This is a genomic window from Bacteroidota bacterium (assembly GCA_030706565.1).
In the GTDB taxonomy this organism is placed as follows: Bacteria; Bacteroidota; Bacteroidia; order Bacteroidales; family JAUZOH01; genus JAUZOH01.
Window position 1 is genome coordinate 1 of record JAUZOH010000334.1, and the last position, 4,167, is coordinate 4,167.

4 protein-coding genes are annotated in these 4,167 nt (G+C 36.7%); 1 reads left to right on the forward strand and 3 read right to left on the reverse strand.

Annotated features, from left to right (window positions below; translation table 11 throughout):
• The 3 genes from Q8907_13540 to rbfA all read right to left on the reverse strand — a co-directional run.
• On the reverse strand, window positions 1-1,593 hold a 1,593-nt coding region (locus tag Q8907_13540; GenBank protein MDP4275295.1), incomplete at its 3' end, for a SprB repeat-containing protein.
• A 617-nt stretch (window positions 1,594-2,210) separates the two neighbouring features.
• Window positions 2,211-3,434, reverse strand: coding sequence for an ABC transporter permease (locus tag Q8907_13545; GenBank protein ID MDP4275296.1), 1,224 nt, complete (start codon window positions 3,432-3,434; stop codon window positions 2,211-2,213).
• Window positions 3,431-3,769 carry a 30S ribosome-binding factor RbfA gene (gene rbfA / locus Q8907_13550; protein MDP4275297.1) on the reverse strand — a complete coding sequence of 113 codons (339 nt, stop codon included), beginning with the start codon at window positions 3,767-3,769 and terminating at the stop codon, window positions 3,431-3,433. Before rbfA ends, Q8907_13545 begins: the two co-directional genes overlap by 4 nt.
• A gap of 174 nt (window positions 3,770-3,943) precedes the next feature.
• Between rbfA and Q8907_13555 the strand changes: the two genes are divergently transcribed.
• Window positions 3,944-4,167, forward strand: a 224-nt coding sequence (locus tag Q8907_13555; GenBank protein MDP4275298.1) for a tryptophan--tRNA ligase, incomplete at its 3' end; no start/stop codon positions are given.

Consider the following 4,167-nt stretch of genomic DNA (forward strand, 5'->3'; position numbering starts at 1 on the left):
AACATTTGCCGTAGCGGTCGCAGTACAACCATTTGCATCTTTTACAAATATGGAGTAAGAACCAGCTTTAAGAGAAGAAAATACATTATTACTATTATAGGTAGCTCCTCCGTCAATCGAATAGGTTAAGGTACCCGTTCCGCCGGTTGCCGTAATTGTAATGGAACCATCGGTGCCCCCATTACAGGTAACAGGAGTGGTAGTGGCCGACATAGAAATAGCTGCCGGTTCGCTAATTGTAACAGGGTTAGACGACCACATGGTGGTACATGAATTATTATCCTTTACCTGAACATTATAACTTCCGGCAGTTAAACTTGTAAAATTACCAGATCCGGACTGCCAATTTGTTCCGTTATCTATAGAATATGAAAGAGTCCCGGTTCCTCCACTTGCCGTAACATTCATTGCCCCATCCGTTCCCCCATGACATTTTGGTGTACTGGTAACATCCACTTTGGAAATGACGATCGCTGCAGGATTAGTTAAAACAACAGGATTCTTTAAATAACTTTTAGAACAACCATTGCTATCCTTTATCGTTATATTATATGTTCCAGGACTAAGATTCTCAAACCGATTTGAGGGTTGATAAGTAGAACCTCCATCAATTGAAAAAGACAAAGGATCGGTGCCTCCGACTGCATCAATCTGTATTATTCCATCATTACTGTCATGACATTTAGGATTAATGTGATAAACAGCATTATAAAAAATATCAAAAGGGGTTTTGACCTCTATATAAATTGAAGCCGTATTGGGTATACCCGAAGTATTATCTGTAACACTCACAAGGTACCTGTCAGCAGGAACCCCGGTGATTGAAGATCCGTTCTGTCCAGCCAGTTCACCTGTTTTGTTCGAATACCAAATATACGAATATGGTGCTAAACCACCTGTTACGGTTACACTTGCAGTTCCATCACTTGAACCAAAACAGGTAACCGGAGTACTCGTAGTAGTCAGAGTTAAAGTACCGCTATCCTTTAAAATAGGAATACCCGAAGATTTTTGTATGGTAGCGCTTTTTTTAACAGATTTTTTTAATAAGAGGGTTCCGGGAACCGAAAATCCATTTAAATTTAAATTATTATTGGGAACAAAGATCTTTCCAGTAGTAACAAAATCAGAATGAAGGACATAACTTCCTGAATTTGAAAAGGTAATATCCGAAGAAAAAGATATTCTTGAGAAAACAGAATTATCTTTTTCGTTAGAAGTAAAATTAATAGCACCCGAATAATTGTTCTGAATATTATCGTCAATCAAGAGTGAACCATTGATGGTAAGGGGAGCTGTGCCCTGAAGGGTATAATCCTTTCCTGTATATCCCCAAAAAAAAGTTTTTGAAAAAGCAGGCTGGTCAATAGTTACGGTTCCTGTAGTACCGGGAAAAGACTTTTTACTAAAATAAACATTATCATTGATGGTAGGTACGGAAGCTCCGCCAGATCCTCCGCTTATGGTCGACCAATGTGCACTCTCACTCCAGTTTCCACTGCCATTTACCCAATAACGGTCAGCAGCCCGCCCTAACGATGGAATCAATTGGAAACTTATCAGCAGCAGTGCAATCTTAAGGAGTTGTTTCATGGTTTATTCAAATTGGTTGTGCTATTCATACAAATTTATTCGGAAAATTATAAAAAAATGTTAATAACTTATACGAATTGTTAATAATTATGTTATAAATTATCCCCTTTGCTAAATAATGTCAATAACATCATTCTTTTAAACTGAAATTTTTTCTTAAAAAATTTTCAGTTTAACACAAAAACCCACCAGCAATAATAAAACTGTGAATTATATAAAAAAAAAGGAAAAAACAAACCGTAACAGATTAATATCTCTGATCTACAGATTTTTCCAAGGAGTATCTTCGTAAATACTGCATTTTACAAAAAAACGATAATAAACCAAAAAAAAAAATATATTTGATGAAAGAAACAGTTATAAGGACAATTTTACGTTTCCGGAATTTCTATTGCTTATCCAATTGTCCGGAAAAATGTACATTTCTTGATATTCTCAACCTGAAAAGGCGTTCTGCTCATCATTACACGAAAAATACCCGGCGTATCCCAATGTTTTAGCCAACATTATTCAATGCAAAAATATCATCGTCACATTGATAACCACTGAGTTAAGGAAAACCTCGAAAATTTTCCTGGCTAAAACGCAGCTTGAATATCAGCAAATCAAAAAATGGGTCAGGAAATATCAGAGAGATATTTCTTGGTAATAAATTTTACAGGATACCAGGTTGTTATAAAACCAATTACGGCTACCGTTAAAAGTACAGCAACAAAATCAATAAAATGCATATCAACCGGATAGGCATTAATGATGAACGAACCACTGCCATGCAGTTTCACCAATTCAAACTTTTCCTGAAGCCAGCAGATAAGTCCGCCCAGCCCCAATCCAATTACAGCCCCAATTGCAGAAATCGACCAGCCTTCAATCAAAAATATCTTCCTGAGCAATTTTACATCCGCGCCCATGCTGCGCAAAGTAAACGAATCATCCTTCTTTTCAAGAATTAACATGGTAAGTGATCCTATGATATTAAATGAAGCCACAATTAATATAAAGGTCAGAATGAAATAAATTGCCCATTTCTCCGATTTCATAATACGGTAAAACAACTTGTTTTGTTCATATCTGTTTTGTACCGTATAATTTTTACCCAGGGTATGCTGAATCTCAGATTGCACGGCCTGCTTATTGCAAGTCGAATCAAGCTTGATTTCAACAGAAGTTACTTCATCCTTATATTCTAAAAGATTACGGGCAAAGGAAATAGGAACAATAACATACTTCTCGTCAAAATCTTCTTCTATGGAAAAAATACCCGAAGGGAAAATGAACATTTTATTGAATGCTTCATTGGGATCAAAACTTAATTCTTCATTGCGACGCGGGACATAAAGATAAATAGGATTGACAAAATTAAGCCCCACAGCCAGGTAATAGGCCACCCCTTGCCCGATGATTGCGAAAGGAACACTATCCTTCTCAAGCATAAAGGAACCCTGACGGATCATGGTATCCAGCCCGCAAACTTTGGCATAATTATAGTCCACCCCTTTGATGGTAGCAATAAACTGCCTGTCTCCATATTTAAGCAAAGCGTTTTCCTCTACCACATTGCAAAAATCCGATACGCCCTGAATATGCTTAACTTTCTGGAAGGACGGAGTCTGGGTAGTAAAGGTTTTCCCTACTGCCGCCGAAATTTTTATATCCGGATAAAAGGAATTATACAATGATTTGATGAGGTTGTCGAATCCGTTAAAAACAGACAAGACCACAATAAGGGCCATTGTCCCTACAGCAACCCCGATAACAGAAATAGCCGATATAATATTGATAACATTCTGAGACTTTTTGGCAAATAAGTAACGGCGGGAAATGTAAAAGGGGAACATCATTTCTTAAGCAAATTATCAATTTTTTCAACGTAATCAAGCGAATCATCAATCAGAAACATCAACTCCGGCATAAAACGCATCTGGAAACGTATCCTCTGGTTAAGTGCATGGCTTATGGACTTATTTTGTTCGTTCACCAGCTTAAAGATTTCTTCTCTTTTCTCCGGTGGGAATATGCTGATATAAACCTTAGCCATACCATAATCAGGAGTCATGCGTACAAAAGTAACGCTAATCATGGATCCTCTGAAAAGATTGCGGCTTTCTTTCTGGAAAATATCACTTAACTCTTTCTGAATTAAGCGGGATATCTTATTTTGACGCGTTTCACTCATTGTTATTACAAATTTCAGTTATAAAGTACTAATAAGGTGTCTTTATTTTTAAAGTAAAGATTATATTTAACCCCACTTCTTTCTTCCAAAGCTCTCTTAAAAGAAAGCCGTAAAATTACAATTTTTCATGAACATTTTTTAGCTTTGCACAGTTTTTGAATTATTTAAAGAATTATGGAAATTGTTGTAAGTGGCATCAGGCCGACTGGAGAATTACACCTGGGAAATTATTTTGGTGCAGTAAAGAATTTTGTGAAGATGCAGAAAGAGAATAATTGTTTCTTCTTCATTGCTGACCTTCATTCTTTGACTACTCATCCCACACCTGTTGATTTGCATGAAAATGTTAAAAAGATTCTTTCCGAATACATTGCCTGCGGACTGAATCCTGAAGAATC